This is a genomic window from Miniphocaeibacter sp., assembly GCF_049276255.1.
Lineage (GTDB): Bacteria > Bacillota > Clostridia > Tissierellales > Peptoniphilaceae > Miniphocaeibacter.
The window spans coordinates 14386-41063 of sequence record NZ_JBASWB010000047.1; the positions used below are offsets into that span (position 1 = coordinate 14386).

The window sequence follows — 26678 nt, forward strand, 5'->3', positions numbered from 1 at the left end:
TATGAAAAAAGAAGAATTAATACTACATAATAATTTGAAAAAAGTTCGTACAGAAAAAGGATTTTCCCAACAAAAACTAGCAGACCTAGTCGGTGTTTCAAGAAATACCATTAGTTCAATAGAAACAGGACAATTTAATCCAACAGCTAAATTAGCCCTTATTTTATGTATAGCCTTAGATAAAAAGTTTGAAGAATTATTTTATTTTTAATAGAAAAAGCTTATACCCTTTAAATAGGATATAAGCTTTTATTTATTCTTCTTCAGAATTTTTTTCCATTGGGCTATTATATTTTTCTTTATTAAAAGTACCTTCCCATTTATCTACAAGAATTGCTGAAACCATGGAGCCGGCTACATTTAATAATGTACGTCCCATATCTATAATTGGATCTATTCCAAAAACAGCTCCAATACTTGAAATAGTATGGCCAAATCCTAATCCATTTAAAGTAACTGTAGCTGCAACAGTTGCGGTTCCAGGAACGCCAGCTATACCAATAGAGCCTACTGTTACTACGACTACTACTAGCATATAGAAGGAAAATGTCATTTCTGTACCAACAGCAGATGCTATTAAAACACCTAACATTGCAGGGAATACTCCGGCACAGCCATTCATTCCTATGGAAGTTCCTAAAGTTGCTACAAAGTTTGAAGTTTGGTTAGAAACTCCTAAATCATTTTCTAAAGTTTTTAAGGTGTAAGGTAGGGTACCTACACTTGAACGAGAAGAAAATGCAAATAATAATGTTGTAAAGGCTTTTTTATAAAATGTTATAGGGTTTGCACCTACTGCTATTAAAATTACTACATAGACTAACAACATTATTATTACACCAACATAAAGTGCACCTATAAAGCTTAACATTCCATAAATGGATTTTAGTCCATTGGAAATTATAGTATTAGATACTAAGGCAACTACACCATAGGGCATAAGTTTTATAATATTTGTTAATACAGAGTTAACGGTAACCTTTAATGATTCTAATAAGGTAACAAAAGGCTCTACTTCCTTTGGCTTTTTCACCTTTAAAAATCTTATTGCTCCAGCAAATAAAGCTGCAATAATTACAACGGAAACTATACTTCCATTATCTCCCATAACAGCAAAAATATTGTTAGGTACAAGATTTAAGAAAAATTCAGGGAAGGATTGGGTAGCAACATTACTCATTGCTGCCATTTTTTGTTCTGTTAATTCCCCTGCAAAAGTTGCTCCGTTTAAGTTAAATATTTTAACAACTATTATACCAACAATAGCAGATATGGCAGTAGTTCCTAATAAAGCAAAAAATGTTTTTCCTGTTAATGTCCTAAGTCTGTTTCCCTGAACGTCAATTACAACTTTTATTATAGATAAAAATACTACTGGAATAGCTAAAAGTTGAACTAATTTAAGGAAGCCTGTACCAATAAGTCCATACCAAGATGAAATTTCAACTCGACCATATTCTAAATAAACGGTATTTTCTCCACCAATTAAATCGATGGCAATCCCAATTCCTAAACCTAATATTAAGGCAATAATCATACGTTTAGAAAAGCTTAATTTTTTACTCTTCAAATATTTTAAAAATAATAAAGAAATTACTAATACAATAATAGCTGAAATAGTATAAAAATTACTTAGCTTTAAAAATTGGGTAAAAAATGATTCATTAATCATAAATACAACTCCTTTCATTTTTTGTAGGAAATTAATTAATCCTACAATATTAGTCGTAATTCCAAGTGAAGATTTTTTGAAATTACTTAAATATTATACCCGATTTTAGAAATGTATATCAATTATGAAATTAATGTTTTATTATTAAATGTTAATACATATATTTTTTATTTAAAAACTTAGGTATTTATAATTAAGAAAATATTTAACTTCCTTATATTTTCCTTATATTTATTTATTAATATTTAATTATAAATAAAAAGGAGGAAAATTATGGAATATATTTTAAAAACTGAAAATTTAACAAAGATTTATGGAAAACAAAAAAGTAATAATAATATTAATTTAAATCTTAAAAAAAATACTATATATGGACTTTTAGGTCCAAATGGGGCAGGAAAATCCACATTGTTAAAAATGATTTGCGGAATTAGCAAACCAACATCAGGTAGCATATATTTTGAAAATAGCTTGTGGAAAAAAGAGGACATACGAAAAATCGGAGCATTAATAGAGTCGCCAGCTATTTATCCGAATTTAACAGCAGAGGAGAATTTAAGAGTTTATGCTTTAATGAATAATTTAGAAAACAAGGATTTTACTGAATTATTAGAACTTGTAGGCTTAAAGAAAAAGGACAAGAAAATAGCTAAAAAGTATTCCACTGGTATGAAGCAAAGGTTAGGAATTGCCATAGCTCTTTTAAAATCGCCAGATTTATTAATATTAGATGAACCGACAAATGGCTTAGACCCCTTAGGTATTGAAGAATTAAGAAAACTAATAAAATCCTTTCCTGGAAAAGGTATAACGGTAATACTTTCATCTCATATTTTAACAGAAGTAGAGCAGGTTGCTGATACAATAGGAATTATTTATAATGGCAAATTGGAGTACGAGGAAAATTTGGATAAAACTCATAGTTTAGAAGAAACATTTATGGAGATCATAAGGAAGGGTGAGGCTTATGTTTAATTATGTAAAGGCTGAACTTTTAAAATTAAAAAGGACTTCTACAATGAAAATAGTTGTTGGAATTCCCTTTGTTGCAATGGTACTTGCAGTTGTAGCGGGAGAATACTATATGCTGGATATTGCTTTAAACTGGTGGTATATATTATTCTTTCCAACTATATTGGTTTTAATTACAGGAAATATATTTGGACAAAATGATAAAAAAAATGAATATAAGGGACTTTTGTTATCGGTAGAGGACACTGAGAAATTAGGTCTTGCAAAGCTTGTAACAGTTGCTATATGTTCTCTTATATCAACAGTTATATTTACAATATTGGTATTAATTTTAATATTGGTCTACAGTAAATTTTTTGATTTTGAAATTAGAACAGGTATTTTAAATATTATATTGGGAAATTTAATCATTAATATAAGCTATTTGTTTTTAGTACCAATGGTAGGATTATTGGTTAAGAAGTTTTCCTATTTACTTGTAACAGTTGGTGGAATTATTATATTTAACATACTAGATGGTTTAATGTGGAAAACGGAAGTTGCCTTATATAATCCATTTTCCATTACCTCAATGCTAATGTCAACTATTTTTAAAATACAGCCTAATGGAGTATTAAATAATGGTGAAATACCATTACTTTCAATTTCGCAAATGGGTTTATCAATAGGGATAAATATAAGTGTATTTTTAATTTTTTCATTTTTATTAATAAAACTATGGAATAGAAGGAAGCTGGTAAAATGATTAAGTTTATAAGGACGGAAAATTTAAAGGCAAAAAAATCAGGAGAGTATTTAATCCATTTACTAGCACCAATAATATTGGTGTTGGGAATGCTTTTTCTTAGTTTTTTGTATGGATTTAGCGAATTTAGACAAATAATATACTTGTTGGATTTAATATCCATAGGACTACCTTTTATGATTTCCATAGTTGTAACAATAAATATAGAGCAAGAAAGACAGGCTGGAAATTTTAAAGGTATATTGTTAAATGAAAATAAGCTCAAGTATTTTTTTACTAAAATATTTAGACTTTGGGTAATGGGGTTTTTGGCAATTGTTTTTTCAGTATTTCTATATGAATTGCTTATAGGAAATTTCAACTATATGGAATTAGTATTAAAATCCATATTGATTTTAACGGTAACAATGTTACCTACTTATTTAGTCCATTTTTTTGTAGATATGAGATTTTCAAGAAATATTTCAATTTTTCTAGGGGCAATAGAAGCTATGATAAATGCAGTTTTTTTAACAAGATTAGGGGATTATTTATGGAAGTTTTTCCCTTGCTCTTGGATATCACGATCGTTAAGATATTATAGTATAATTAAATTACAGAATATAAAAATAAATATAGATTATTTTTCAAAAACAATAGTACTTATTGTAACGATTATAATTGTTTTGTTTTTATTGTTTTGGTATAGAAGTTGGGAAGGAAACAATATAGAGGAATAAAAAATGGCAAAGATTTTAGCTGTAGATGACAATATTGGAATTTTAAAAGTAATAGATAAAGCTTTAAGAAAAGAAGGTCATGTAATAAAAACGGAACAAGATCCCAAGGATATTTTTACAATGGACTTGGGAGAATTTGATCTAATATTACTTGATGTTATGATGCCGGAAGTTGACGGATTTGAAATCTGTAAGAATATAAGGGAGGATTTTGATGGACCTATAATTTTTCTTACAGCCTTAGATGATGAAAATTCTTTAATAAAGGGATTAGGCTTAGGAGGAGATGATTATTTATCTAAGCCTTTTTCTCTTGTAGAATTACGGGCAAGGGTAAATGCTCATATTCGTAGGGAAAAAAGAGAAAGAGTAAACCATATTAATCTAGGGGAAATCAAACTAAATATAAAGGGAAAGGAATTTTCTGTTAAGGATAATATTATCAATCTAACAAGTTCAGAATATGAAATAGCAGAACTTTTGGCTTTAAATAGAAATCAGGTATTTTCAAGGGAGCAGATATTTGAAAAGATATATGGCTATGATAAAGATAGTTTTGATAGTACAATTACAGAGCATATAAAAAACATTAGACGTAAATTCAAGAAATATAATATATCACCAATAAAGACAGAATGGGGAATTGGATATAGATGGAAAGAATAAAAGGTGAGAAACTTAAAAATATTTTTTTAAAATACACTATAAAAATAGTGTTAATTTCCATTTTAATAGTATTGTTAAATTTAAGTCTTATAACAATGACTATAAAATTCGGTTTAGTCTACCCAGCAAATGAAGAAGAGGCTAATATAAGTGAAAATATAGACGAATTGAAAAAAGAGGATAGTAAACCAGAGAAAATTTTGAAATTTCCAGCGGTTTATGGAGTTTTCACCAAAGATGGAAAATATGAGGAAGGTAATTTAGAAAATGAAAAACTGGTATATGAAACCTATACAGAGGGAGAGAATGCTATAGGACAAGGGAAATATATTAAGGCTATAGAAAGGGGAGATAGCCTTTTAATACTTGTTTATTCCTTTAAAGCTAAATATAAAAATGAAGTATTACAAAGATATCTTCCTAATATAGAAGCACTGGGGATTATTTTAATGGTAGTGGAAATACTATTATGTATCTATATTTTAGCCTATAGAAATTCAAAAAAAATAAGTAGAAATTTCCAGCAAACAGAGGAGATAATAAAGAATTTGAATATAGATAATCTAAATTTCTCCTTAGAGGAAAGCGAAATATATGAAGTAAACGAACTTTTAAAGGGAATTTCCTATATGCAAGAAAATTTAAAAAATAGTTTAAAACAGCAATGGGAAAAAGAAGAAGAAAACAAAGTAAAAATGCAGGCATTAATGCATGATATAAAAACCCCATTAACGGTAATAAAGGGAGAAACTGAGCTTTTATTGGAAGAAGAAGGTGAAAATAAAGAGGATATAGCTTATATTTATGAAAATACATTAAAAATACAGAAGTATTTAGAAGAATTGAAAAATATTACAGATGAAAATATTGTTGATGATTTTAAAGAATTTGATTTGATGGAATTTTTCAATAAATATTTTTTAGAAATTAAAAAGCTTTCAAAATATTATAATAAGAAACTTATAATAGAAAATGATTTAAATGGGAAAAAATATTTAAATTATAGCGAAGAAAGATTAAAAAGAGCCTTGAATAATGTTGTAGTGAATGCTTTAGAAAGAGCTGAAAATACTGTAGTTTTAAAATTGAATGCAGAAGGAAAATTAATATTTACTATTCTTGATGATGGAAAGGGATTTTCAGAAGAAGCTTTAGTACGAGGAAAGGAAATTTTTTATACTGAAGATAAAGGCAGAAACAAAAATACGAATTCTCATTCAGGTATAGGTCTTTATTATAGTAATAAAGTTTTAAAAGAAATTAGTGGAGAAATAATAATCGGAAATAATAGAAACAAAGGAGCTATTGTAAATATAATAATTCCTTTAAATGCATAAAAACATGGTCAAATAACCATGTTTTTATGCTATATTTTTATTTTTCAATTCTGCTCTTTTTTTCTTCATAGAGTACATTACAATATCATAAGCCTTTCTAGCGTGTTCCTTAGTTAAAGCTTCTGTTCCCTCTAAGGGATAGGGAATTCCTAAATTTTTATATTTAGAAACTCCCATTGTATGATAGGGAAGTATATCTACAGCTTTTATATTATTTAACTCTGCTAAAAATTCTCCAAGTTTTAAAAGGTATTCTGTTTTATAGGTTATATTTGGTACTATTACATGTCTTATCCATACAGGGATGTTTTTTTCAGACAAGTAATTAGCAAAATCCAAGACTTCCTTATTACTTCTTCCTGTTAATTTCCTATGCTCTTCATCATTAATGTGTTTTATATCTAAAAGAACTAAATCAACATTTTTAAGTAACTGGTCTATTTTGTTTAAATATTTTTCACTTCTATTAAAAGGAACTCCACTGGTGTCTAAGCATGTGTGTATATTTTCTTCTTTAGCTTTTTCAAAAAGTTCAATTAAAAAATCAATTTGTAAGAGTGCTTCTCCACCTGATACGGTAATACCACCCTTGTGTAAAAAGGGTTTATATCTATTATAGTCCTCTAGTATTTCGTCAACGGTTTTGCCATTTTTCCTATGGAATTTCCAACTATCGGGATTATGACAATATAAACATCTCATTGGACAACCCTGCATAAAAATTACATATCTTATACCTGGCCCGTCAACTGTTCCAAAGGTTTCAATAGAATGAATATAACCTTTCATACTACATTCCCTCATGGAAAGTTCTATTAATTATATCGTCTTGCTGCTCCTTTGTTAGATTTATAAAGTTTACGGCATAACCGGAAACTCTTACGGTTAATTGAGGATATTTCTCAGGATGCTTTTGAGCATCTAATAAAGTATCTTTTGTAAATACATTTACATTTAAATGGTGACCACCTTTTTCAGAATAGCCATCTAACATAGCAACTAAATTATCTATTTGTGAATTATTAACTTTCATTAATGCCTCCTTTTCAGTTAATCTAGGTCTAAATTTGGAATCTCACAGGATTCACAAATTTTATTTTCAAATTCAAACTCTAAATCCCCTTGTAGTATATTTAATTCTTTTCCTAAAGCATCTGGTACAATTGAAAAAGTATTGGATATACCATCTTGTGAATCTTTAAAAGGCAACTTTGCAACAGATGATAAAGAAGCTAAGGCACCTTTTTTATCCCTTCTGTGCATTGGGTTTGCCCCTGGAGCAAATGGTTCTCCAGCCTTTCTGCCATCAGGAGTAGAACCGGTTTTTTTACCATAAACTACATTTGAAGTAATTGTTAATATTGACATTGTTGGTATAGAGTTTCTGTATGTTTTGTGTTTTCTAATTTTGTTCATAAATCTTTCTACTAAATCAACAGCAAGTTCATCAACTCTATCGTCATTGTTTCCATATTTTGGATAATCACCCTCTATTTCATAGTTAGTAATAATCCCATCTTCGTCACGAATTGGTTTAACCCTTGCATATTTAATAGCAGATAAGGAGTCAGCAACAACAGAAAGTCCGGCAATACCTGTAGCAAAATATCTTTTTACATCTCTATCATGAAAGGCCATTTGCACTCTTTCATAAGCGTATTTGTCATGCATATAATGTATAACATTTAAAGTATTAACATATAGTTCTGCTAACCATTCCATCATACTGTCATATTTTTCCATTACATCATCATAATCTAAATATTCTGTATTTACCGGTCTATATTTTGGTCCAACTTGTACCTTTGACTTTTCATCAACTCCGCCATTAATTGCATATAGTAAACATTTAGCAAGATTTGCCCTAGCTCCAAAAAACTGCATTTCCTTTCCAACTGCCATGGAAGAAACACAACAAGCTATTGCATAATCGTCACCTAAATTTGGTCTCATTAGTTCGTCATTTTCGTATTGTATAGATGAGGTTAAAATAGAAATTTTAGCACAGTATCTTTTAAAATTCTCCGGAAGTTTAGGAGACCAAAGTACTGTTAAATTTGGCTCTGGGGAAGTTCCTAAATTTACTAAAGTGTGTAAATATCTAAAGGAATTTTTAGTAACTAAAGACCTTCCGTCTGCTCCCATTCCGGCAATTGATTCAGTTACCCAAGTAGGGTCACCGGAAAATAATTCGTTATATTCCGGAGTTCTTGCAAATTTTACAAGTCTTAACTTCATTATAAAATGGTCAATTAATTCTTGGGCTTCTTTTTCGGTTAAAGTTTCATTTTTCAAATCCCTTTCAATATAAATATCTAAGAAAGTTGAAGTTCTTCCAATACTCATAGCAGCACCATTTTGCTCCTTAACTGCAGCTAAATAGGCAATATATAACCATTGAATAGCCTCTTGAGCATTTTTAGCAGGATTGGAAATGTCGAAACCATAAATTTCACCTAATTCCTTTACTTCATTTAAAGCTCTTATTTGTTCAGAAAGCTCCTCTCTTAGTTTTATATTTTCATCGCTCATTGTCATTCCTTCAGTACTAAGCAATTGATTTTTTTTATCTTCAATTAAAAAGTCTGCTCCGTATAGGGCAAGTCTTCTGTAGTCACCGATTATTCTTCCCCTACCATAGGCATCAGGAAGACCGGTTATAATACCTGATTTCCTTGCCTTTCTCATTTCACTTGTATAAACATCATAAACTCCACTATTATGAGTTTTTCTGTATTTTGTAAAAATATCAACAATATTATTATCGATGTCGTAGCCATAGGACTTACATGCAGCAAGGGACATTCTTATACCACCAAAAGGTTGTAAGGACCTTTTAAAAGGTTTATCTGTTTGAAAACCAACAATTTTTTCTAAATCTTTATTTAGGTAACCGGCTTTATGGGAAGTAATAGTAGATATGATTTTTGTATCCATATCCAATACTCCACCGGCATCTCTTTCCTGTTTACGTAAATCTGTTACAATATCCCAAAGTTTTTTTGTTGACTCAGTAGGAGAGCATAGGAAATTGTCGTCTCCCTTATATTCAGTATAATTTTCTTGAATAAAATTTCTTACATCAACTTTTTTTTGCCAATTACCATTTGAAAATCCTATCCATTCTTTTTTCATAAAATCTCCTTAATTTGTAAATAAATGGGCTATATATTTTAAACAACTAAATCCTATCTAAATAGTAGGTATTGCAAATAAAAATTTTATCCTTGCATAGTAATTATAGCTTAATTAATAATGAATATCAGTGAACCTGATCACGTATTATTATGTATTTATGTAAATTTAGTTAGGTATTTAATTATTTTTATAATTGTAACCTAATAAAGCTTATATTAAAATGAGCTAAATCACTTTGATATTATTTATTTATAAATATTAGCAATTTAAATTGTGAAAAGTGAAAAGGCGTTATATAAATACTAGAATATAGTTAAATAAATAATTAATTATATAATAATATTAAGGAGTTTAATTTTCTTAATTTTTTTAGAATACTTAAAAATAGGGAAATTCAAATTAAAGGTTATAATATAATAAAAGATTATTACTTTCTTGACATTCCCCATAGGTGGAAAGTATAGAATAATAATATGAATAGGTAATTAGTACATTTAATTTAGGAGAGGATTATGAAAATTGAAGATGATAAGATGTACTTAATTGGAGAAGCCAGCAAAATTTGTAAAATTAGTAAGAAAACGCTTCGCTACTATAGCGATACAGGTGTTGTTTTACCTGATAAAATAGATGAAGAAACAGGATATAGATACTATAGTAAAGAGACTTTATTAAATGTTCCAGTATTAAAGTACTATAAACAAATGGGTTTTAAATTAAATGAGATGAAAGACGTAATATCAGGTGATACAAAAAGCAGAATAAGGGAAAAATTAGCAGATAAGTCAAGAGAGCTGGAAAGTTTAAGAGAAGAATTAGATAATAGTTACAAGGCTACAAGGGAATGGCATGAATTAATAAAAGAGGCTCAGTATGTAGTAGATCATCAAGTAGATAAACCGAGTTATAAATATTTAAATGAGAAAAAATATTGTTATTTAGAACAAAAATTTAATTATAATTATATGGAATCCATAATAAATATAGAGTGGGTTGAACATTTAGAAAAACATGACAATGAAATATCAGGAGCTGTTATATTAATGTTTGATTCATATTTAGATAAAATGAATGGGGAAAGCGATTATGTTAAAATAATGCAAACTCCATTAAAGCCATGTAAAGGATTATTGAAAAAACATACTATGAGTAGTGGTTTATATGCAAATATATATCATATTGGACCACATAAAAATATAGATGAATCCTATAAAAAATTACATAATTGGATTAATAATAAAGGTTATAGACCATTAGGCAGATCTTATGAAAGATACTTAGTTGATTATTGGACAACAAGAAATTCAAATGAATTTGTTACAGAAATATTAATACCTATTCATAAATAAAAGAGAAACGCTAAAAGAAGCGTTTCTTTTTTTGTTTAAAAATAGATTTGACTCTCCACTTAAGTGTAATGTTAAACTGAAGACAATATAGCAATACAAACTAAATTCTGTAAGAACATTGTAAATTTTATATTAATATACCCCAAAATTTAATACATATAAATAAACATAGTCTAGTGAATTTGTATTGCTAAATAAATATTAATAAGGAGAATAAAAATGAAATTTGACGCATTAGGAATGATCGAAACAAAAGGATTAGTAGGTTCAATTGAAGCAGCAGATGCTATGGTGAAAGCAGCAAACGTTACTTTAATAGGTAAGGAGATAATAGGTGGTGGACTGGTAACAGTTATGGTTAGAGGAGATGTTGCAGCAGTAAAGGCAGCAACAGATGCAGGTGCAGCTGCAGCTGAAAGAGTTGGAGAATTAGTATCTGTTCATGTTATACCAAGACCACATCAAGAAGTTGATACGATAGTTCCAGAAATGAAGGCTGAGAAATAAGATTGTAAATTTTAATTAAAGCAGAAAGGTAAGTTTATTTTATGGAAGGATACAAAGGTAGAATAGCAACAGCTGATTTAAAGATGAAATCAGTAAACGATAAATTTAGAAGAAAAGGAATAGCCATGGGGGTTATTTCAGGTTTAACATATGGAATATATTCGACTTTAGTTTCAATAGCAAGTGGACAAGAACCATTAATAAGTGCTATAGGAATTTTAGCAGCTCCTATGGTAGCTTGCGGATTAAATGATCTTTTTGCAGGGATTTGGCTTACTTTCTATAACCTTAAAAAAGGAAGAATAAAAGAAATGGGAAGAAGTCTTAATACATTTCCTGGGAAAATGATTGTATTGGGCTCTTTACTTGGCGGGCCAATTGCAAATGGTGCATATTTAGTAGGTTTAGCAAATGCTGGAGCTTATGCAATACCTATTTCAGCAACATGTGGATTATTTGGGGCAATATTTGCTTGGATATTTTTAAAACAGAAACCAACAAAAAGAGTTGCCTTTGGAATGCTAATCGTAATATCAGGGGCAATCGTTATAAATTTAGTAAAACCGGAAGCCGCACCTAATTTTACATTAGGAATTATATGTGCTTTTATTGCAGCTATAAGCTGGGGCTTAGAAGGTGTAATCTCAAGTTATGGAGGTTCCCTTTTAGATTCAGACATTGCAGTTAATATAAGGGAATTGTTATCGGGAATAGTAATTTTAGTAGTAATTCTACCTATTATAAAAGAATTGCCATTATTGAAAGCAACATTTGAGGCTACAACACCAATATTTTGGTTAATTGCATCAGGTTTATGTGCAGCAGCATCATTTTTATCATGGTATAAGGCAAATTCAACAGTTGGAACGGCAGTTGGTATGTCATTAAATGTTACATATGCTTTCTGGGGAGTGTTTTTCTCAATCCTGTTTTTAGGTCAAGAACTTACATCAACTATTGTAATAGGATCAATTCTTATAATTGTAGGAGCAGTAACTGTAACAATGAATCCTTTAGATTTATTTAGGAAGGAGAGTTAAGTATGTTATTACCAGCTAGAACGGCTGTTTTAAAATATTTATACAATGTAGAAAAAGCAGATGTTTCAGAAATAATGGAAAAACTAAAAAATGATTATGGCAATGAAGGGCAGTTTACTAAAGATATGTTTTTAGAGCATTTAATGGCCTTGGAAGCAAATGAGTTAATTGAGTTAGTAAATTATGAGCTAGATAACAATGGAGAATTGGCCATATATTATTCAATAAATGATGAAGGAAAAAACACCATAGAAAAATATATATTAAAAAAATAAGTATTTTACTATACAAGGAGAAGAGAAATGAGATATCGAGGTGAAGAGGCCTTAGGATTAATAGAAACTATTGGACTTGTTCCTGCTCTTGAAGCTGCCGATAAGATGTTAAAAGCATCAGATGTTGAATTAGTATCATACGAAAATATAGGCTCAACCTTAGTTACAGTAATGATTAAAGGTGATGTTGCTGCAGTAAGAGCTGCAGTCGAGATTGGAGCAAAGGCAGCTAGTGAAATAGGGACTTTAACAGCTAAAAATGTAATGCCAAGACCTATTTCTAGTGTAGGGGATATAGTTTCAGTACATGATATAGACACGAATTGATTAAGGAGGAAATATGGTAGGTGAGGCAATCGGACTAATAGAAACATTTGGTTTGGTCTTTGTTCTTGAAGCAGCAGATGCAATGTGTAAGTCGGCCAATGTTGAAGTTGTTGGATATGAAAATGTTGCTTCAGGATATATTTCTGTTATTGTAAGAGGCGATGTAGGAGCATGTAAAACAGCTGTTTCTGCTGGTGTAAAAGCAGTGGAAAATATGGGGGCAGAAGTTTACAGTTCAGTTGTTATTGCAAGACCACATACCGATCTTGAAAAAATAATTGAAAAATACTCTCTAGAAAAACAACTTAGAGAATAATGGAGAAAATATATGAAATTTATTGATAAGGATTTAGTATCAATTCAGGAAGCGCGTATATTGTTGGAAAATTCTAATATTGCAAAAAAATCATTACTACAATTTTCACAAAATAAACTTAATGAAATAGTAGAGTTATTTTATGAAAAAATCAAAGATGAATTTATGAATTTAGCAAAACTATCAGTAGAAGAAACTGGATATGGAAATATTGAAGATGAATATAATGAAATAAAAATAATGTCTAAATTAATATATGAAGAAATAATAGATAAAAAATACATAGGTGTTTTAAAGGAAAACAATAATGGAGAAATTTTAGAAGTAGGTATTCCTTTAGGAACTATTGTTGCAATTTGTCCATCTATTAATCCGGCTACTGCAGTTATAAATATTATCTTAAATGGAATAAAGACTGGAAATACAATAATATTTGCTCCTACAAAAAGAGCGGAAAAAATAGTAGGAAAAATAGTAGAGGTATTTTCATATATAGCAGAAAAAGTAGGACTTCCAGAAGATACAGTTAGTTGTCTAACAACATCTTCCAGAAAGGGAGTTGTTGAATTAATAAATAGTGAAAGTGTAGATCTAATTATTAATATAGGTTTGGAAAAATATAATTATGAACTATCCAATATTTCAAAACCACAAATTTATGGAGCTACAGGAGCAAGTCCGGTTTTTATTGAAAGGACAGCTAATATACAAAATGCTGTTAAAAATATTATAGATAGTAGAAAATTCAATAATGGAATTTTACCAGGAGCTGAGCAATTTGTAGTTGCAGATATTACTATAGCTTCAAAAGTAAAAGAAGAAATGAAACTACAGGGTGCTTATTTTATGACGGAGAGTCAAGAAGAAGCCCTAATAGATTTAATACTGAAAAATGAAGCATTAGATGAGGAATATATAGGAAAATCTGCAGAATTTTTAGCTAAAAGAGCAGGTTTTAACATACCTGAAGGATCTAGTATTTTAGTTTCAGAACAAAAATATATTTCAGACTTTAATCCATATTCAAAGGAATTAAAATGTCCTATTATTTCCTATTATGTGGAAAATGATTGGATTAATGCTTGTGAAAAATGTCTTAATTTATTGTTTGAAAGTAAGGGTCATACCTTAGCTATATATTCAAATGATAGTTCTGTAATTAAACAATTTATAATGATAAAACCCGTAGCAAGAATTTTAGTAAATACTGGAGCTTCGTTAGGGGCTATGGGCATAACTAGTGATTTATTTCCATCGGTAATACTTGGTGGATTAACAACTGGTTTAGGATTTTTAGAAGATAATTTAAATCCAACAAATTTAAGATATACAAGAAAAGTTGGATACGGAGAAGAAAAAATAGCTTATAAAAAAGATGATTTAATGGATATTTTAAAAGAAATATTAAATCAACTATCAAATTAAGGGAGGAAAATAGATGAACTTACAAGAGTTTTCAGTAAAGCTTGCTGAAGCTACAAAGGATATGTCAGAGGAAGAAAGAGCGTCATTAGTGAAGATGTTTGAATCTATTTCAGATGAATTTTCCAATAATAATGACAGAAGTACAAAAGATGTAGTTATAGATTATGAAGGTAGTGAAATACCTAATGGAATAACAGAAAGACTTGCAAAATTAAAAGAAAAATACTTAACACATACACCAACAATAACAACTCATAGGGCTAGGGCTATTACAAAAATTGCCAAAGAGAACCCAGGAATGCCTAAAATTCTATTAAGGGCAAAATGTTTTAAATATTGTTGTGAAACAGCACCTCTTGTTATTCAAGATAATGAGTTAATTGTAGGAGCACCAAATGGAGCTCCTAGAGCCGGAGCTTTTTCACCGGATATAGCTTGGAGATGGATGGAAGATGAGTTAGAGACAATTGGAGATAGACCTCAAGATCCTTTCTATATATCCGAAGAAGATAAGAGAATAATGAAAGAGGAATTATTCCCTTACTGGAAAGGAAAATCTGTAGATGAGTACTGCGAAGATCAATACAGGGAAGCTGGAGTTTGGGAGTTGTCAGGAGAATCTTTTGTTTCCGATTGCTCATACCATGCACTAAATGGTGGTGGAGACTCAAATCCTGGTTACGATGTAATTTTAATGAAAAAAGGTATGAAGGATATTCAAAAAGAAGCTATAGAACATTTGAAAGAACTTGATTATGAAAATCCAGAAGACATAGAAAAAATATATTTCTATAAATCTATTGTAGATACAACAGAAGGGGTAATGATCTACGCAAAAAGAATGTCAGAATATGCAGCGGAATTAGCATCAAAGGAAAGAGATCCTAAGAGAAAAGCTGAATTGTTAAAAATTTCAGAAGTAAATGCTAAAGTGCCAGCAAATAAACCTGAAACCTTCTGGGAAGCTATTCAAGCAGTTTGGACAATAGAATCATTATTAGTAGTTGAAGAAAATCAAACAGGTATGTCTATAGGCCGTGTTGACCAGTATATGTATCCTTATTATAAAAACGATATAGAATCTGGAAGATTAAATGACTATCAAGCCTTTGAACTAGCTGGATGTATGTTAATTAAAATGTCAGAAATGATGTGGATAACTAGTGAAGGTGGTTCTAAATTCTTTGCAGGTTACCAACCATTTGTAAATATGTGTGTAGGTGGAGTTACAAGAGATGGTAGAGATGCAACAAATGATTTAACCTATCTTTTAATGGATGCTGTTAGACATGTAAAAATATATCAACCATCATTAGCTTGTAGAATACACAATAAATCACCAAGAAAATATTTAAAGAAAATAGTAGATGTTGTTAGATCCGGTATGGGATTCCCAGCTTGTCACTTTGATGATGCACATATAAAGATGATGTTGGCTAAAGGCGTTTCTATTGAGGATGCTAGAGATTATTGTTTAATGGGATGTGTAGAGCCTCAAAAAGCTGGTAGGTTATATCAATGGACTTCTACAGCTTACACTCAATGGCCTATTTGTATAGAACTAGTATTAAATAGAGGTGTTCCATTATGGTATGGAAAACAAGTATGTCCAGATTTAGGAGATTTAGAATCATTTAAAACATATGAGGAATTTGAAGAAGCAGTAAAGGAACAAATAAAATATATTACTAAATGGAGCAGTGTTGCTACTGTTATTTCTCAAAGAGTTCATAAAGATTTAGCACCAAAGCCATTAATGTCCATAATGTATGAAGGATGTATGGAAAAGGGAAAAGATGTTTCAGCAGGTGGAGCTATGTATAACTTTGGACCTGGTGTTATTTGGTCAGGCCTAGCTACTTATGTTGATTCAATGGCAGCAATTAAAAAATTGGTTTTCGATGATAAGAAATATACTTTAAGAGAATTAAATGAAGCATTAAAGGCAGATTTTGTAGGTTATGAAGAAATTAGAAAAGACTGTTTAAATGCACCTAAATATGGTAACGATGATGATTATGCAGATTTAATAGCTTCAGATTTAGTAAACTTTACAGAAAATGAACATAGAAAATACAAAACATTATATTCTAGATTGAGTCATGGTACCTTATCAATTTCCAATAACACACCTTTTGGACAAATGACAGGTGCTACAGCAAATGGTAGAAATGCATGGTTACCATTATCAGATGGTATAAGTCCAAGTCAAGGTGCAGATTTTAAAGGGCCTACAGCTATTATAAAATCCGTATCAAAAATGGCTAATGACAATATGAATATAGGTATGGTGCATAACTTTAAGATTATGGCAGGTATATTAGATACTCCAGAAGGAGAAGAAAGTTTAATAACCCTATTAAGATCTGCTTGTTTAATGGGAAATGGGGAAATGCAATTTAACTACCTAGATAATGAAACATTAATCGATGCACAGAAACATCCTGAAAAGTATAGAGATTTAATAGTAAGAGTTGCCGGCTATAGTGCATTCTTTGTTGAACTATGTAAGGATGTTCAAGACGAAATTATAAGTAGGACAATGCTTACAAGTTTTTAATAAAAAATGGAGAAAATAAATGGGGAGCAAAAAAAATACAATCGAAAGAAAAGCAATGATATTTAATGTACAAAAATATAATATGTATGATGGACCAGGAATTAGGACTATTGTATTTTTCAAAGGTTGTCCTCTCCGATGCAAATGGTGTTCCAATCCAGAGGGGTTGGAACACAGATTTGACATTATGATAAAAAAATCGGCATGTATAAACTGTGGTGCTTGTGTAGAAGTATGTCCAGAAGGAATACATTATATATCAAAAGAAAGTAAAGAACATAAAATAGACAGAACTAAGACTTGTATAGGTTGTGGAAAATGTAAAGATGCTTGCCATTATGAAGCTTTAGAAATTGCAGGGGAAAGAAAAACCGTATCTGAATTATTAGAAATAATAAAAGAGGATGAAACCTTTTATGAAATGTCCGGAGGTGGAGTTACATTAGGAGGCGGCGAGTGTACAGCACAGCCAGAAGCAGCAAAAACTCTATTAATGGCTTCAAAAGAAGAGGGAATTAATACTGCAATTGAAACTTGTGGTTATGTAAAAACAGAAAAACTTCTAGAAATTGCTGAATATGTTGACTTATTTTTATTTGACATTAAACAAATGGACCCTATTAAACATAATAATTTAACAGGTGTTAATAATGAATTAATATTAAAAAATCTTAGAGAATTATTAGACAGTAGGTTTAATGTTCATGTAAGAATGCCAATGCTTAAAGACATTAATGACAGCAAGGAAGAAATAAAAGCAGTAATTGAATTTTTAAAACCATATAAGGATTATGAGAACTTTAAAGGAATAGACCTGTTACCTTATCATAAATTAGGAGTTAATAAGTACAATCAGCTAGATATGGAATATCCAATAGAAGGAGATCCTAGTTTAACTGATAATGAGTTAAAACAAATAGAATCATGGCTAAAAGAATATGATTTTCCTGTAACAATAGTTAAGCATTAAGAAAGAAGGGATTTGATGGAATTTATAAAAAATGAAAATATTACTCGAATAATTGAAGAATCCGTTCCAGGTAAACAAATTACCCTTTCTCATGTAATAGCCTCTCCTATACAGGAAGTTTATGAAAGTGTAGGTGTTAAATCGCTGGGGGCTATGGGGATTTTAGCAATAACACCTTTTGAAACTTCTATTATTGCAGCTGATATTGCTGCGAAAGCTTCAAATGTAGAAATAGGATATATTGACAGAATGACAGGCTATGTACTACTTGTTGGCGATGTGGAAAGTGTTGAAACTGCCTTACTAGAGGTAAATCATGTTTTAAAAAACATTCTGGGTTTTACTACATCATCAATAACAAGAACTTAATAATTAAAAAGAAAGGAGGGATGAAATGCAAGAATTTGCTATGAAGACCAAAATATATATGGGGACAGCTTCCTTAGAAAAACTAAAGGACTTAGATTTAGAAAATACCTTTATAATCTGTGATCCATTTATGGAAAAATCAGGAAAAATAAATACTATTACTTCAATTTTAAAAGAAAGAAATATAAATTATTCAGTATTTTCAAAAATAGTACCTAATCCTACTATAGATATAGTAGCACAGGGACTTGAGGAGATGAAAAGAATTAACCCAACAACGGTAATTGCTTTTGGAGGTGGCTCAGCAATTGATTCAGCTAAAGCCATTTGTAAAGTATATGAAGAAATTAATAATTTTGAAAAGATGTTGTTAATTGCTATACCAACTACAAGCGGAACTGGTAGTGAAGTTACAGAATTTTCTGTAATAACCGATCCGAAGTTAAAAGTAAAATATGCCTTGGTTGATGAGGAAATGTTGCCAGATATTGCTATACTAGATTCTCAATTTACAGTTTCCGTACCAAGTAATATAACAGCAGATACTGGAATGGATGTACTTACTCATGCAATAGAAGCTTATGTTTCAACTAAATCAGGAGATTTTTCAGATGCTTTTGCAGAAAAGGCCATAAAACTAGTTAATAAATATTTAATTGATGTTGTTAAAGATGGCTCCAATATTAAGGCTAGAGAACATATGCACAATGCTTCAGCTATGGCAGGTATTGCCTTTAATGCTGCTTCCTTAGGAATTTGTCATAGTATGGCACATTCATTAGGAGGGCGATTTAATCTTTCCCATGGAAGAATAAATGCCATGCTCTTACCCTATATTATTAGTTACAATGCTGGTTTAGAAGAAGATAATGAAAACTCTACTTTAGATAGATACGTTGAAATTTCTAAATTAATGGGAATTAGTCATGGTACAAAAAAAGCAACAGTACATGGATTAATAAGAGAAATTAGAAAGATTATGAAAAAAATAGGAATTCCCCTATCAATAAAAGAAACAAATATAGACTTAGAAGAATATAGAAATTCTATAAAGGAAATGGCTAAAAATGCCTTAAAGGACAATTGCACTATAACAAATCCAAGACAAGCATCAGAAGAGGATATAGAAAAAATATATCTGCGATTATTAAATGGTGCGTAAAATGAAATTTTTAACAGAAAATGATTTACGTATTATTGAAAAAAAAGAAGGTCTTAGTAATTTCACCCTTAAGGAAGGGATGAAATTAACTCCAAGTGCTAGAGGATATTTAATAGATAAGGGCTATAGGTTTAATAGTGGCAACAAAAGGCAAAAAAAGCTCCTTAATAAAAATGAGGAATTTAAAAGTGAACTAAATTTATTAGAGGCGGAATTTTTAAAAACAGCTCAATTATTATTAAAATATAATAAATTAATTGCAAAGGAAATATTTGACTATAGCAAGTATATTAAAACAATGAATTTAAATGAAGATGAAAGATTTGATTGTAGAATTTATTTTAAAAATACATCTTGTGAGGAAAAAAATATAAGTATTGACTTTGATGATTTGCAGACTGAAAATGGAAAACTAATTGTTGAGTTAAATTATTTAAAATCACTACTGAAAAATAATTTAGATATATTTAAAGAGGAAGCTCCAATTATTAATGGAATAATTTATAGACTTACAGAAATAATAGATTTACTTTTAGGGGGATAGAAATGTCAAAAGAAAAATCAATTATTGATATTTGTAACAAGGATATACAGGAATTTGAGAATGTAATAAAAAAACCTAAAAAGTCTAAAAGTAATACATATTATTGTGGAGTTGATTTAGGTACTGCTTGTGTTGTTATTACTGTACTAGATGAAAATAAAAGAACTGTAGCAGGTGCCTACAAATATGCAGATGTTGTAAAAGACGGAATGATAGTGGACTATATAGGAGCAGTAGATATAGTTCGGGAATTAAAGGAAGAGTTAGACAATAAATTAGAAACGGAATTAATTTATGCTGCAGCAGCAATACCACCAGGAACAGATGGATTAGATGCAGGAACAATAAAAAATGTAGTTCAGGGGGCAGGCTTTGAAATTACAGCAATAGTAAACGAGCCTACAGCAGCTAATGAAGTATTAAAGATAGAAAATGGTGCCATAGTTGACATAGGTGGAGGAACAACGGGGATTTCCATATTTAAAGATGGAAAGGTTGAGAAGGTTATAGATGAAGCAACAGGGGGAACTCATTTTTCTTTAGTAGTTGCAGGAGCTTATAAATTATCTTATGAGGAAGCGGAAATTTATAAAAGAAATAAAAACAACCATGATGAGTTAATAGTTACTTTAAAACCTGTAGTAGAGAAAATTTCAAAGATTATAGTAGATAGTATTGAAGGCTATGGTGTTAATGAAATTTATTTAGTTGGAGGAAGTAGCTGTTTAAAGGGAATAGAAAAGATTATTCAAAAGAAAACAGGTATTCCTACATATAAACCTATAAACCCGATTTTTGTAACACCAATAGGAATTGCTAGAAATTGCACAGAACAAATTATTTCTTAGGAGATTGTATGAATTATAGATTTATAAAATCACCATCTAAAGCAACTATTGATATTTTAAACCGACGAAAAGGTTCGAAGGAAAATATAGATTTTAAAAATATAGATGCTGTTGGATTGGTACAAGGAAAACTAATAGACATTATATATGCATCGGATATTGCAGAAAAATCTGCTGGTGTAATAGTAGAGGAAATAAAGGGTAGCTGTCCACAGAATATAATTGTAATAGCGATTTTTGGAGACACATCTTCGGTAGAAGTTGCTTTAGAAAACATTAAAAGAAGTGAAAAGGGAGATTTTTAAAATGCTATTTGGGAAATTAATAGGAAATATTTGGGCTACTAGAAAAGCGGAGTCTTTAAATGGTTATAAATTAATGATTGCTGAAATTATTGCTGGAAGTAAGGCGGGTGAAGAAATAATTGTAGCAGATGTTATTGGTGCAGGAATAGGAGATAAGGTAATAATAACAACAGGCTCCTCAGCTAGAAAGATGATGGAGAATGATGAACTACCAATAGATGCAGCTGTAGTTGGCATTGTAGATGAAGATTTTAAAGAAAAATAACCTGTTATATGTAGAAAGGAATAGCTATGAAACGATTAATATGTGCTGATAATGTAGAAGAATTAGTTTCTCATAGCACAAATAGTATCTATATCGATAAAAATACTATTATTACTCCTTCTGCAGTAGATAAAGCCGAAACATTAGGGATTGAAATAATATATAGGAAAAAAACAAAAGAAGAAAATAGTATTATGAATAGCGAAAAAATATATACACTATTAAAAAAGTTAATAGATAATAATATGCTAGCAGACCTATTTCCTAAATTTGATTATTGGGAACACGAAAATGGCTTTAAACTTATAAAAGGTAATACTGTGAAAATGAGTATTTTAGATGAAACAAAAAATGGTGAAAAAATATTTGTTAAGGAATTAATTAAATCAAAAGAAGGACAATTAAAAGCAGGTTTAATTGAAATAGAAAACTCAACCTATAGTAAAAAAATAGAAGAAAATCAAGTTAACTACATTATAGAGGGAGAGTTAAAAGTAAAAATAGATAATGAAGAATATTTATGTAAACAAGGGGATATAGTATATTTTCCTAAAAATACAAAAGTAAAAATAAATGGTAAAACAAAAATGTTTTTCGCCAAATGTTAATCTGAAATTGTAAGGAGAATTATATGCAGGCAATTGGACTAATAGAAACAAAAGGCTTAATTGCATCAATAGAAGCAGCTGATTCTATGTTAAAAGCTGCCGATGTAAGACTAATAAAAAAGGAAAAAGTTACAGGTGGGATTACAACTATAATAGTCGAAGGAGATGTAGGAGCTGTAAAAGCAGCAGTAGATGCAGGAGCTGCAGAAGTATGTAAATTAGGTGAAAATTTTTTACGCTCTAAACATGTTATAGCTAGACCTAGTGACGAATTAGAACTAATAGTTGATAAAAAAACTGTAAAACAAGAAAATACAGAGGATTTCTCTAAAGAAAAGACCATAGAAGAAAAAGAAGAAGTTAAAGAAGAAAAGAAAGTAGAAGATGAAAAAAATAATAAACTAGATAACCTATTAAAAGAAAAAGGGAAAGAAGAAGCAATTTCCGAAATTAAAAACTTGAAGGTTTCTGAAATAAGGTTATTAGTTAAGGAAATACCTGATTTTAAAATGGAAAACAAGAAGTTTTCAAAATTAAATAAGGAACAATTAATTGAAGAAATAGAAAAATACTATACAAGGAGGGATTTAGAAGATGGAAAACTATGATTATGATCTCCAATCCTTACAAGAAGCAAGGAATTTAGTTAGAAATGCAAAAAAGGCTTCTAAGGAAATTTATAATTTTACCGAAGAACAAGTGGATAAAATAATTATAAATATGGTTTTGGCAGCTGAAGAAAATGCAGAAATACTTGCAAGAATGGCAGTTGAAGAAACTGGTTTTGGAAATGTAGCAGATAAAACATTTAAAAACTTAGCAGCCTCAAAGCTTTTATATGATGATATTAAGGATTTAAAAACCATAGGGATTATAGGAGAGGATAAGGAAAAAAGAACAATAGATGTTGCTGAACCAGTAGGTGTTGTAATGGGAATAATACCATCAACTAATCCAACATCAACAGCAATATTTAAAGCGATTATTGCCTTAAAGTCTAGAAATGCTATTGTATTTTCTCCACATCCTGCAGCTGTTAAGTGTACATTAAAAGCAGCTGAAATAATGAATAGGGCAGCTGAAGAAGCAGGAGCTCCAAAGGGAATAATTAGTTGTGCTTCAATGCCTACATTACAAACAACTAATGAATTAATGAAGGCAGAAGAAGTTGCAATAATTATAGCAACCGGAGGTCCAGGAATGGTTAAGGCTGCTTATAGTGCAGGAAAACCAGCAATTGGAGTAGGAGCAGGGAACTCTCCAGCATATATAGAAAAAACAGCTGATGTAAAAGAGGCTGTAGAAATGATTATAGCAAGTAAGACTTTTGACTATGGAACTATTTGTGCATCTGAACAATCGATAATTTGTGAAGAATCCAATTATGATGAAGTAGTTAGGGAATTTAAAAGACAAGGTGGATACTTTTTAACTAAAGAGGAAACGGACAAGGTATGTAATGTAATTTTTAAAAATGGACATATGATGAATGCTAAATTTGTAGGTAGACAGGCTACTGTAATTGCAAAAGCAGCAGGAATAAACGTTCCAGAAAATACTAAGGTTTTAATAGGGAAACAAGATGGAGTTGGAGAAAAGTATCCCCTATCATATGAAAAACTTACAACTGTTTTAGGTTTCTACACAGTAAAAGATTGGAAAGAAGCTTGTGAATTAAGTATAGACCTACTACAAAACGGAATAGGACACACAATGAGTATCCATACTAGAGATGATGACATGGTATTGAAATATTCAATAAAACCGGCTTCACGTATACTTGTAAATACAGGCGGAAGTCAAGGAGGAACAGGTATTTCAACAGGCTTACCAACTTCCTTTACCCTTGGTTGTGGTACTTATGGAGGAAGTTCAGTTTCTGAAAACATAAGTCCAAAGCATTTAATTAATGTGAAAAAAGTGGCTTATGGAATTAAGGATTGTAGAAACATGGAAATTCCTAATTCAAATATAAGAAAAACTTGTAGTATTAATAATAAAAACGACCTAAACTTAAGTCCAGCAGAAATAGCTGCGTCCTATAGTAATAAGAGCCATGAAGGTATTTGTAGCGAGGGAAAAAATAATAATCTTGAAGACTTGGTTCGTGAAATAATTTTATCAATTAATAATAAGTAGGGAAAATATATGGACAATTTTGAAGAAGCATTAAAAATTTTAGTATACGGTTTAGAAAATAACAATTTAAATATGAAGGATGACTCTATTCCTGTTGGAATATCCAATAGACATGTTCATTTGTCAAAGGAGGATTTAGAAACTCTCTTTGGAAAGGGATATGAATTAACAAAATTAAAGGATTTATCTCAGCCGGGACAATATGCAGCAAAAGAAACAGTAATAATTTGTGGGCCTAAAGGAGCAATAGAAAAAGTTAGAATATTAGGAGCAACAAGGGAAAAAACTCAAATAGAAATATTAGCTGGGGACTGTTTTAAATTAGGTATAAAAGCAGAGCCTAGATTGTCAGGAAAGCTTGATAACACTCCAGGACTAACTATTATAGGTAGCCAAGGCTCAGTACAAACCGAAAATGGTCTTATTATTGGTCAAAGGCATATACATATGTTGCCGGAAGATGCAGATAAATTAAATGTAAAAGATGGGGAAAATGTAAGTATAAAAATTGAAGGAATACGCTCTGGAGTATTGGACAATGTAATAGTAAGAGCTGTTGAAAATTCAGCATTGGAATGTCACCTAGACATGGAGGAAGCCAATGCAATGGGATTAGATTCAAAATCAAAAATAAAAATTATTAAATAAATTTTAAATTTACAAGGAGGAAAAAAATGAAATTTGACGCTTTAGGAATGGTTGAAACAAGAGGATTAGTAGGATCAATAGAGGCAGCTGACGCAATGGTGAAGGCAGCTAATGTAACATTATTAGGAAAAGAAACCATAGGTGGAGGACTTGTTACCGTTATGGTAAGAGGAGATGTAGGAGCTGTAAAAGCAGCAACAGATGCAGGAGCAGCAGCTGCTGAAAGAGTTGGGGAATTAGTATCTGTTCATGTTATACCAAGACCTCATGGCGAAGTTGAAACAATTTTACCAGAAACAAAATAAAACTATTTTAAAAGAGAGCATTTTTCTAAAATGCTCTTTTAAAATAGCTCATAATAAAAAAGAATATCAAAAGATAAAGGACCTACTGCAAAGTAGGTCCTTTAATAATATTATTGAATTATGAAAAAAGAGATATTATTAGGTGTCTCTAATTTTCCACTGAAGATATTTATAACCTAAAGGTCACACGGTGGCTTTTCAGTATCAGCCAAAATGATATCAGACATAACAGATGTAGTTTTAGAAGAATTAGAGCAGTGGCAAACTAGACCTTTAGAAAAATGTTATGCTTTTATGTTTGTTGACTGCATGTATGTAACTGTAAGAAACAATTATGAAGCAAAAGAGTATGCTGTATATACAATTTTAGGAGTTAATCTTAAGGGTAATAAAGAAATTCTAGGGATCTGGTTAGCTGAAAATGAAAGCAAAAACCAGTGGATGCAAATATTTGATGAATTAAAAACAAGAGGTGTAGAAGATGTATTCTTCATATCTATGGACGGGGTTAGTGGATTAGAAAGCGATGCAAAATCAATATTTCCTAAGGCTGCGGTTCGAAGGTGTACCGTTCATTTAGTTAGAAATTCTTTAATCTATATTCCAACAAAAGAGTATAAAAAGTTTACAAGATCTCTAAAGAAAGTTTATGGTGCTCCTAGCTTAAAGTCTGCTAAAAATGTCTTTGATAAATTGACTAGAGAATATAGTTCTTATTCTGGAGCCATTGATGTTTGGACTCGAAATTGGAAACATGTGGAACAATTATTTGATTACGGTTCAGATATTAGAAAGGTTATTTACACAACCAACGCTATAGAAGCCATTCATTCAAGTTTTAGAAAAGTTACAAAAAAAGAGCATTTCCTAGTGAAAATGCTCTTTTAAAAGTATTATATTTACGTATTTTGGAATTGCAAAATAAATGGGGAAATGGCACTATTCGTAATTGGTCTATGGTTTTAAATCAATTATTAATTGATGATAAAATTTCAGAAAGATTACGAAAATATGCTAATTTTTAAAATACAAAAAACTACTTACACACTTAACTTGACAATCCCAATTTTTTATAGCTTGAAATAATAAATATAAATCATATATTGTTTATTACTTTAATTATACTAATTAATTTTAAAGTTAGCTTATAAATCTTAAAATGACAAATCAGGAGTATTCATAATTTAAATTAAAATCAATTAAATATATGTTGAATTGCAATAATAATTGCAACACTACTCATAATTATTTAATTCGTATAAAAATGCTTCAAATGGTGAGTTAAATTCTAGACATTTCCTCGGTCTAGTATTTAACTCATATATAACTTCTATTAATTCATTATCATCAATTGATGATAAATCTGTTTTCTTTGGATAATATTCTCTTAATAGTCCATTACTATTCTCGTTAGTTCCTCTTTGCCAAGCACTATATGGATCAGCAAAATAGAAATCTATTCCTAGT

At 30.2% G+C, this 26678-nt stretch carries 30 protein-coding genes and 2 pseudogenes; 27 read left to right on the forward strand and 5 right to left on the reverse strand.

The window, feature by feature from the left end; translation table 11 throughout:
• Position 1: 1 nt before the first annotated feature.
• Positions 2–211, forward strand: a complete 210-nt coding sequence (locus WAO56_RS05020) for a helix-turn-helix transcriptional regulator (RefSeq protein WP_422144780.1) — start codon at positions 2–4, stop codon at positions 209–211.
• Positions 212–253: 42 nt separating this feature from the next.
• On the opposite strand, the gene WAO56_RS05025 is transcribed toward WAO56_RS05020, so the two are convergent.
• Positions 254–1672: a cation:dicarboxylate symporter family transporter gene (locus WAO56_RS05025; RefSeq protein ID WP_422144781.1), complete on the reverse strand. Its 1419-nt coding sequence runs from the start codon at positions 1670–1672 to the stop codon at positions 254–256.
• Positions 1673–1945: 273 nt separating this feature from the next.
• On the opposite strand from WAO56_RS05025, the gene WAO56_RS05030 reads away from it, so the two are divergent.
• From WAO56_RS05030 to WAO56_RS05050, 5 genes are read left to right on the forward strand one after another with little or no spacing between them, the layout of a single operon-like run.
• Positions 1946–2647, forward strand: a complete 702-nt coding sequence (locus WAO56_RS05030; protein ID WP_422144782.1) for a lantibiotic protection ABC transporter ATP-binding subunit — start codon at positions 1946–1948, stop codon at positions 2645–2647.
• Entirely contained in the window at positions 2640–3389 is a 750-nt protein-coding gene (locus WAO56_RS05035) for an ABC transporter permease (RefSeq protein WP_422144783.1), read from the forward strand. Before WAO56_RS05030 ends, WAO56_RS05035 begins: the two co-directional genes overlap by 8 nt.
• On the forward strand, positions 3386–4108 hold the full coding sequence (locus WAO56_RS05040; RefSeq protein WP_422144784.1) for a lantibiotic immunity ABC transporter MutG family permease subunit: 723 nt from the start codon (positions 3386–3388) through the stop codon (positions 4106–4108). Before WAO56_RS05035 ends, WAO56_RS05040 begins: the two co-directional genes overlap by 4 nt.
• 3 nt (positions 4109–4111) lie before the next feature.
• On the forward strand, positions 4112–4774 hold the full coding sequence (locus WAO56_RS05045; RefSeq protein WP_422144785.1) for a response regulator transcription factor: 663 nt from the start codon (positions 4112–4114) through the stop codon (positions 4772–4774).
• Positions 4762–6111, forward strand: coding sequence for a sensor histidine kinase (locus WAO56_RS05050; RefSeq protein WP_422144786.1), 1350 nt, complete (start codon positions 4762–4764; stop codon positions 6109–6111). The genes WAO56_RS05045 and WAO56_RS05050 overlap by 13 nt, the downstream gene beginning before the upstream one ends.
• Positions 6112–6135: 24 nt before the next feature.
• On the opposite strand, the gene pflA is transcribed toward WAO56_RS05050, so the two are convergent.
• Genes pflA through pflB form a run of 3 tightly spaced genes read right to left on the reverse strand, consistent with a single transcriptional unit; the run spans position 6136 to position 9246 of the window.
• On the reverse strand, positions 6136–6900 hold the full coding sequence (pflA, locus tag WAO56_RS05055) for a pyruvate formate-lyase-activating protein (protein WP_422144787.1): 765 nt from the start codon (positions 6898–6900) through the stop codon (positions 6136–6138).
• Between the two features lies 1 nt (position 6901).
• On the reverse strand, positions 6902–7144 hold the full coding sequence (gene grcA3 / locus WAO56_RS05060; RefSeq protein WP_422144788.1) for an autonomous glycyl radical cofactor GrcA3: 243 nt from the start codon (positions 7142–7144) through the stop codon (positions 6902–6904).
• Between the two features lie 17 nt (positions 7145–7161).
• Positions 7162–9246, reverse strand: a complete 2085-nt coding sequence (gene pflB / locus WAO56_RS05065; RefSeq protein WP_422144789.1) for a formate C-acetyltransferase — start codon at positions 9244–9246, stop codon at positions 7162–7164.
• Positions 9247–9761: 515 nt separating this feature from the next.
• Between pflB and WAO56_RS05070 the strand changes: the two genes are divergently transcribed.
• From WAO56_RS05070 to WAO56_RS05170, 21 genes and pseudogenes are all read left to right on the forward strand, one after another.
• A complete protein-coding gene (locus WAO56_RS05070; RefSeq protein WP_422144790.1) occupies positions 9762–10598 on the forward strand; it encodes a MerR family transcriptional regulator in 837 nt (278 codons plus the stop codon).
• A gap of 219 nt (positions 10599–10817) precedes the next feature.
• Positions 10818–11105, forward strand: a complete 288-nt coding sequence (eutM, locus tag WAO56_RS05075) for an ethanolamine utilization microcompartment protein EutM (protein WP_422144791.1) — start codon at positions 10818–10820, stop codon at positions 11103–11105.
• 41 nt (positions 11106–11146) lie between these two features.
• Complete coding sequence (locus WAO56_RS05080) at positions 11147–12145, forward strand: DMT family transporter (RefSeq protein ID WP_422144792.1); 999 nt, start codon at positions 11147–11149, stop codon at positions 12143–12145.
• Between the two features lie 2 nt (positions 12146–12147).
• On the forward strand, positions 12148–12420 hold the full coding sequence (locus WAO56_RS05085) for a hypothetical protein (protein ID WP_422144793.1): 273 nt from the start codon (positions 12148–12150) through the stop codon (positions 12418–12420).
• Positions 12421–12447: 27 nt separating this feature from the next.
• Positions 12448–12747: a BMC domain-containing protein gene (locus WAO56_RS05090; protein WP_422144794.1), complete on the forward strand. Its 300-nt coding sequence runs from the start codon at positions 12448–12450 to the stop codon at positions 12745–12747.
• Positions 12748–12760: 13 nt separating this feature from the next.
• Positions 12761–13063, forward strand: a complete 303-nt coding sequence (locus WAO56_RS05095) for a BMC domain-containing protein (RefSeq protein WP_422144795.1) — start codon at positions 12761–12763, stop codon at positions 13061–13063.
• Between the two features lie 12 nt (positions 13064–13075).
• Complete coding sequence (locus WAO56_RS05100; protein WP_422144796.1) at positions 13076–14488, forward strand: aldehyde dehydrogenase family protein; 1413 nt, start codon at positions 13076–13078, stop codon at positions 14486–14488.
• 13 nt (positions 14489–14501) lie between these two features.
• Complete coding sequence (gene cutC / locus WAO56_RS05105; protein ID WP_422144797.1) at positions 14502–17048, forward strand: choline trimethylamine-lyase; 2547 nt, start codon at positions 14502–14504, stop codon at positions 17046–17048.
• A 19-nt stretch (positions 17049–17067) separates the two neighbouring features.
• Entirely contained in the window at positions 17068–18018 is a 951-nt protein-coding gene (gene cutD / locus WAO56_RS05110) for a choline TMA-lyase-activating enzyme (protein ID WP_422144798.1), read from the forward strand.
• 15 nt (positions 18019–18033) lie between these two features.
• Complete coding sequence (locus WAO56_RS05115; protein WP_422144799.1) at positions 18034–18387, forward strand: BMC domain-containing protein; 354 nt, start codon at positions 18034–18036, stop codon at positions 18385–18387.
• Between the two features lie 25 nt (positions 18388–18412).
• Complete coding sequence (locus WAO56_RS05120) at positions 18413–19549, forward strand: 1-propanol dehydrogenase PduQ (protein WP_422144800.1); 1137 nt, start codon at positions 18413–18415, stop codon at positions 19547–19549.
• A gap of 1 nt (position 19550) precedes the next feature.
• Positions 19551–20093 (forward strand): hypothetical protein, encoded by a 543-nt coding sequence (locus WAO56_RS05125; protein WP_422144801.1) that lies wholly within the window; start codon positions 19551–19553, stop codon positions 20091–20093.
• 2 nt (positions 20094–20095) lie between these two features.
• Positions 20096–20941: an ethanolamine utilization protein EutJ gene (gene eutJ / locus WAO56_RS05130; protein WP_422144802.1), complete on the forward strand. Its 846-nt coding sequence runs from the start codon at positions 20096–20098 to the stop codon at positions 20939–20941.
• A gap of 8 nt (positions 20942–20949) precedes the next feature.
• Complete coding sequence (locus tag WAO56_RS05135; RefSeq protein ID WP_422144803.1) at positions 20950–21246, forward strand: BMC domain-containing protein; 297 nt, start codon at positions 20950–20952, stop codon at positions 21244–21246.
• A 1-nt stretch (position 21247) separates the two neighbouring features.
• The gene (locus WAO56_RS05140) at positions 21248–21511 is read left to right on the forward strand and encodes a EutN/CcmL family microcompartment protein (RefSeq protein ID WP_422144804.1); all 264 of its coding nucleotides are present in this window, start codon (positions 21248–21250) and stop codon (positions 21509–21511) included.
• Between the two features lie 26 nt (positions 21512–21537).
• Positions 21538–22119 carry a cupin domain-containing protein gene (locus tag WAO56_RS05145; protein ID WP_422144805.1) on the forward strand — a complete coding sequence of 194 codons (582 nt, stop codon included), beginning with the start codon at positions 21538–21540 and terminating at the stop codon, positions 22117–22119.
• 23 nt (positions 22120–22142) lie between these two features.
• Positions 22143–22412: pseudogene (locus tag WAO56_RS05150) on the forward strand (BMC domain-containing protein); the annotation flags it as partial.
• Positions 22413–22713: 301 nt separating this feature from the next.
• On the forward strand, positions 22714–24258 hold the full coding sequence (locus tag WAO56_RS05155; RefSeq protein WP_422144806.1) for an acetaldehyde dehydrogenase (acetylating): 1545 nt from the start codon (positions 22714–22716) through the stop codon (positions 24256–24258).
• A gap of 9 nt (positions 24259–24267) precedes the next feature.
• Positions 24268–24906, forward strand: a complete 639-nt coding sequence (locus WAO56_RS05160) for a phosphate propanoyltransferase (RefSeq protein WP_422144807.1) — start codon at positions 24268–24270, stop codon at positions 24904–24906.
• A 26-nt stretch (positions 24907–24932) separates the two neighbouring features.
• The gene (eutM, locus tag WAO56_RS05165; RefSeq protein ID WP_422144808.1) at positions 24933–25211 is read left to right on the forward strand and encodes an ethanolamine utilization microcompartment protein EutM; all 279 of its coding nucleotides are present in this window, start codon (positions 24933–24935) and stop codon (positions 25209–25211) included.
• A gap of 192 nt (positions 25212–25403) precedes the next feature.
• Positions 25404–26236, forward strand: a pseudogene (locus WAO56_RS05170) (IS256 family transposase); the annotation flags it as partial.
• Between the two features lie 210 nt (positions 26237–26446).
• Here the strand turns inward: WAO56_RS05170 and WAO56_RS05175 are convergent.
• Positions 26447–26678: IS30 family transposase (locus WAO56_RS05175; protein WP_422144809.1), on the reverse strand; the 232-nt coding region annotated here is incomplete at its 5' end.

Excerpts from the sequence above, each read along its gene's own strand:
- WAO56_RS05085 (WP_422144793.1), top strand. The coding sequence starts at position 12,148 with ATGTTATTACCAGCTAGAACGGCTGTTTTAAAATATTTATACAATGTA.
- eutM (WP_422144791.1), top strand. The coding sequence starts at position 10,818 with ATGAAATTTGACGCATTAGGAATGATCGAAACAAAAGGATTAGTAGGT.
- WAO56_RS05030 (WP_422144782.1), top strand. The coding sequence starts at position 1,946 with ATGGAATATATTTTAAAAACTGAAAATTTAACAAAGATTTATGGAAAA.
- WAO56_RS05025 (WP_422144781.1), bottom strand. The coding sequence starts at position 1,672 with ATGATTAATGAATCATTTTTTACCCAATTTTTAAAGCTAAGTAATTTT.
- WAO56_RS05090 (WP_422144794.1), top strand. The coding sequence starts at position 12,448 with ATGAGATATCGAGGTGAAGAGGCCTTAGGATTAATAGAAACTATTGGA.
- WAO56_RS05040 (WP_422144784.1), top strand. The coding sequence starts at position 3,386 with ATGATTAAGTTTATAAGGACGGAAAATTTAAAGGCAAAAAAATCAGGA.
- eutJ (WP_422144802.1), top strand. The coding sequence starts at position 20,096 with ATGTCAAAAGAAAAATCAATTATTGATATTTGTAACAAGGATATACAG.
- pflB (WP_422144789.1), bottom strand. The coding sequence starts at position 9,246 with ATGAAAAAAGAATGGATAGGATTTTCAAATGGTAATTGGCAAAAAAAA.
- WAO56_RS05155 (WP_422144806.1), top strand. The coding sequence starts at position 22,714 with ATGGAAAACTATGATTATGATCTCCAATCCTTACAAGAAGCAAGGAAT.
- WAO56_RS05160 (WP_422144807.1), top strand. The coding sequence starts at position 24,268 with ATGGACAATTTTGAAGAAGCATTAAAAATTTTAGTATACGGTTTAGAA.
- WAO56_RS05050 (WP_422144786.1), top strand. The coding sequence starts at position 4,762 with ATGGAAAGAATAAAAGGTGAGAAACTTAAAAATATTTTTTTAAAATAC.
- WAO56_RS05115 (WP_422144799.1), top strand. The coding sequence starts at position 18,034 with ATGGAATTTATAAAAAATGAAAATATTACTCGAATAATTGAAGAATCC.
- cutC (WP_422144797.1), top strand. The coding sequence starts at position 14,502 with ATGAACTTACAAGAGTTTTCAGTAAAGCTTGCTGAAGCTACAAAGGAT.
- grcA3 (WP_422144788.1), bottom strand. The coding sequence starts at position 7,144 with ATGAAAGTTAATAATTCACAAATAGATAATTTAGTTGCTATGTTAGAT.
- WAO56_RS05135 (WP_422144803.1), top strand. The coding sequence starts at position 20,950 with ATGAATTATAGATTTATAAAATCACCATCTAAAGCAACTATTGATATT.
- WAO56_RS05070 (WP_422144790.1), top strand. The coding sequence starts at position 9,762 with ATGAAAATTGAAGATGATAAGATGTACTTAATTGGAGAAGCCAGCAAA.
- WAO56_RS05125 (WP_422144801.1), top strand. The coding sequence starts at position 19,551 with ATGAAATTTTTAACAGAAAATGATTTACGTATTATTGAAAAAAAAGAA.
- eutM (WP_422144808.1), top strand. The coding sequence starts at position 24,933 with ATGAAATTTGACGCTTTAGGAATGGTTGAAACAAGAGGATTAGTAGGA.
- pflA (WP_422144787.1), bottom strand. The coding sequence starts at position 6,900 with ATGAAAGGTTATATTCATTCTATTGAAACCTTTGGAACAGTTGACGGG.
- WAO56_RS05035 (WP_422144783.1), top strand. The coding sequence starts at position 2,640 with ATGTTTAATTATGTAAAGGCTGAACTTTTAAAATTAAAAAGGACTTCT.
- WAO56_RS05100 (WP_422144796.1), top strand. The coding sequence starts at position 13,076 with ATGAAATTTATTGATAAGGATTTAGTATCAATTCAGGAAGCGCGTATA.
- WAO56_RS05095 (WP_422144795.1), top strand. The coding sequence starts at position 12,761 with ATGGTAGGTGAGGCAATCGGACTAATAGAAACATTTGGTTTGGTCTTT.
- WAO56_RS05080 (WP_422144792.1), top strand. The coding sequence starts at position 11,147 with ATGGAAGGATACAAAGGTAGAATAGCAACAGCTGATTTAAAGATGAAA.
- WAO56_RS05120 (WP_422144800.1), top strand. The coding sequence starts at position 18,413 with ATGCAAGAATTTGCTATGAAGACCAAAATATATATGGGGACAGCTTCC.
- WAO56_RS05145 (WP_422144805.1), top strand. The coding sequence starts at position 21,538 with ATGAAACGATTAATATGTGCTGATAATGTAGAAGAATTAGTTTCTCAT.
- WAO56_RS05045 (WP_422144785.1), top strand. The coding sequence starts at position 4,112 with ATGGCAAAGATTTTAGCTGTAGATGACAATATTGGAATTTTAAAAGTA.
- cutD (WP_422144798.1), top strand. The coding sequence starts at position 17,068 with ATGGGGAGCAAAAAAAATACAATCGAAAGAAAAGCAATGATATTTAAT.
- WAO56_RS05140 (WP_422144804.1), top strand. The coding sequence starts at position 21,248 with ATGCTATTTGGGAAATTAATAGGAAATATTTGGGCTACTAGAAAAGCG.
- WAO56_RS05020 (WP_422144780.1), top strand. The coding sequence starts at position 2 with ATGAAAAAAGAAGAATTAATACTACATAATAATTTGAAAAAAGTTCGT.